4 protein-coding genes are annotated in these 3,391 nt (G+C 38.0%); all 4 read right to left on the reverse strand.

The features are described 5' to 3' along the window. Positions 1-22: 22 nt before the first annotated feature. Complete coding sequence (locus AMDU4_RS12885; protein ID WP_290705387.1) at positions 23-478, reverse strand: hypothetical protein; 456 nt, start codon at positions 476-478, stop codon at positions 23-25. A gap of 164 nt (positions 479-642) precedes the next feature. Next, positions 643-2,133: an aldehyde dehydrogenase gene (locus AMDU4_RS12890; protein ID WP_021788374.1), complete on the reverse strand. Its 1,491-nt coding sequence runs from the start codon at positions 2,131-2,133 to the stop codon at positions 643-645. 100 nt (positions 2,134-2,233) lie between these two features. After that, entirely contained in the window at positions 2,234-2,638 is a 405-nt protein-coding gene (locus tag AMDU4_RS12895) for an SCP2 sterol-binding domain-containing protein (protein ID WP_021788375.1), read from the reverse strand. A gap of 129 nt (positions 2,639-2,767) precedes the next feature. Continuing rightward, a partial coding sequence (locus AMDU4_RS12900) for a thiamine pyrophosphate-dependent enzyme (RefSeq protein ID WP_021788376.1) occupies positions 2,768-3,391 on the reverse strand: 624 nt, incomplete at its 5' end.

The raw sequence follows: 3,391 nt of genomic DNA on the forward strand, positions 1-3,391 counted from the left end.
ATTTGATTTCGTAATTCTTCTGTCAAAATTCATCCTTAAATAACAGTTCCTTTGCCTTGTTTTGACCATCTATTATTTCAATATCAGATAAATGTGGTTTTATTTCTTTTATTTTCTTTATTACAACTTCTACACTAGAATATACTAAATCCAGAAGAATAATAGTTGAAACTGATTCCAGAAGTTTCTGATCCATATTCATAATTTTGCTGAATCTGTTAAGTATCTTTTTTTCATCTTCCGAGATGATATAATCTGAATCACTGGAATGAGTATTATATTTATAATAATCCTCTGTAAGTAACGTGCAATAAGGACTATGCTTCCATAATTGAAATCTGTAGCTTACATCAATTCCCATTGATTTAAGTATAAATGCTATTTTTTGAACATTAAATCCCGAATCGAAATCCGATGTCTTGAATCTAAAGCCTAAATATTTAAAATAGGAAATTAATTTATTCATATCTTTATACACAAAAATGTATCTAATAGAAATATATAAACATTCAAAGTAAATTCACTACACCACATCCAAATCATCATATGGAACTCTAGCATAAATTATAGATTTATTGAATCATAGATCTGATATACCAGTGCATGTTAATTCATAAAAACGGAAAGAATTATGCGCATATCCTATGTTGATTTTATTAATATGCCGTATGCAATATCAGACATTCCAGATGCATTATTTCCATAAAATATGTGCCTGGTCTGGGTGTATTCCATAATTCCCTCAATTCCCAGTTCACGGCCAATGCCACTTTTCTTGAACCCCCCTCTGGGTGCAGCCGCAGAAAGAAGGTGATATTCATTTATCCACACCGTTCCAGCCTGAATCATGGATGCTATCCTTGCAGCCCTGTTCAAATCACGAGTCCATATGCCAGCCGCAAGTCCGTATTTTGTCCCGTTGGCAAGTTCTATAGCCTCTTCCTCCGACCTGAATGGGTATACTGTAAGCACTGGCCCGAATATTTCTTCGTCTGATACCCTTGATCCTGGATGAAGTCCAGAAAGAAGTGTGGGAGGGAAATATATTCCGTGATCCGGTGCATCTTTCATATTTCTTGAATAGAATATTTTTCCACCTGCATCGACAGTTTCCTTAATCAGTGAATCAATTTTATCCTTCTGCTCCCGGGTTGTAATTGCACTTATGTCTGTTTCAAACTCCATGGGATTTCCTGATTTCATCGAGTCAAGGTAGGTTTTCATCTTTTCCAGAAATTTGTCCATAACCGATTCTTCGATAATGAGCCTGCTTGCAGATTCGCATAATTGCCCTGCATTAAGGAATATCCCAAATATAACACCCTTTACTGCATGGTCAAGATCTGCATCTGCGAATACTATATTGGGTGATTTTCCTCCAAGCTCCAGGGAAACCTTCTTTATATTTTTTGCAGCCTGTTCCATTACCTTTGATCCGGTTGGAGTAGATCCAGTAAAGCTGATCATGTCAATGTTATCACTCTCAATCAGATAGGTTCCGGTTGTCCTTCCCGTTCCATTTACAAGGTTCACCAGTCCATCGGGGAAACCTGCGACTTTCATATCCTTTACCAGTTCCATAGCAGTTAGGGGAGTATAATGTGAGGGCTTAATGACGACACTATTTCCCGCAAGCACTGGAGGAATTACCTTCCACACTGCCATGAGAAACGGTACATTCCATGGAGCTATGGAAGCTACAACTCCCATTGGAGCATTCTGAACTATGCCCTCTGTACCTGGGTATTCTGGATGTGTAATGTTTCTCTGGAATTTGAATTCATCAGTTTCTGCAAAATATCTGATATGGGATATTGCAAGGGGTATATCCATAAATGTGCTCTGTCTTATAGTTTTACCAGTATTTTGTGACTCCAGCTGGGCATATGTCTCAGCCTTTTCCTGTACAATGTCTGCAAGTTTTCCTATTAATTTCTGCCTGGATGAAATAGTAGAGGAGGCATAAAATTTTATAAAAGCTTCCCTGGAGGATTTAATTGCACGTTCCACAGTCTCTCTTCCTGAATTCACTATATATCCTATCAGGGAACCGTCCACAGGGCTATTCAGGGGAATTTTTTCCCCATCAGTTTCTTCTTTTCCATTTATTATGTTTCCAAAGACTTTATCCATTTTATTTACCCCATTTTCCTGCCTCCGCAGTCAATTATAGAAATATTTTATCGATTACTCATAAAAATATAAATTTAAATTACAGAATTTACAGTGTTGCCTAAAATTGCGTATCAACCATTTTGGCTGTGTTTACCATTTCCTTGGCAGCATTAGTATACCTCATTATTTTCATCATGGATCCGTCAAGCTTGAATTTTCCTGTCATAAGCCCCTGTATGGGGTCTATTTCCCCCTTTATTAGCTTTACCCAGTTGGAATACTTTCCCATATACTTGAAGCTGGACTTGGGCACATCGCCCTCTTCCTTGCCCACAGCAGAGTCAATACATTTGCCTGCCTTAAGGTTCAGATATAAATACCAGTAATCCTTATATGTTTCATCGGGCTGTACAACAAAAGTTATTGAATCATCCCATGTCTTTCCCGCATCACCGTAAGCAGGATTTGAATTTAACTTCTCGACATATTCTTTAGCCCATTCATCACTCGGAAATTTCGCCATAATATATATAAAGGATATTATTATATTAATCTTATCGTCTGGAAATTAACTATGCTGGAGAATATGGAAAATAGAAGAATATTATAGCCAGTGAATCAACCTACCGAATAAAAATTGTTGTGAGCCAATTTATAAAAACATTTTCTCCACGGTTTTTTCAGTGTTTACTGCAAGCACCTTTGGATAATTTCCCTCATGCAACCACTGGAGGTCTGAAAGATCCTTATCCGCAGTCCTTGTTTCCACGCCGAAACCTCTGGCTACAGCCTCTATGTCCAGATCAAGCTGGAAATAGTCCTTTCGTTCCATTTCAGGAAAATAACTTTTTGAAAAACTCTTAAGTATGTTGTATCCACCGTTGTTCAGGACGAGGAATTTAACAGGTATATTGTAACGCTTTGCCGTCCAGAGACCCTGAACTGTATACATGAACGCCCCATCTCCAATAATTACCAGTGTTTTCTGGTTATTTAGTCCTATTCCCAGTGATGCCGCTGTCGCCCAGCCCAGCTGCCCTGATTTTGCTGTGAAATATTTCCTGTATCCGTAGCCGAATGTGGCCCTTACATTTTCAGATGATGATATGGCCTCATCAACTATGGTATAATCAGAAAATAATTTTTTAGCATTGAATAGAACATAGTCAACACCCATGGACAATCTCTGCCTTGCAACCCTGTTTGGATACAGGTAATCTTTAGGCCTGGTAAAGTCTCCCTTATTTTTTACCAGTTTAACAGCCTCTCTCAAAAA

The sequence above is a fragment of the Ferroplasma sp. Type II genome (assembly GCF_000496155.1).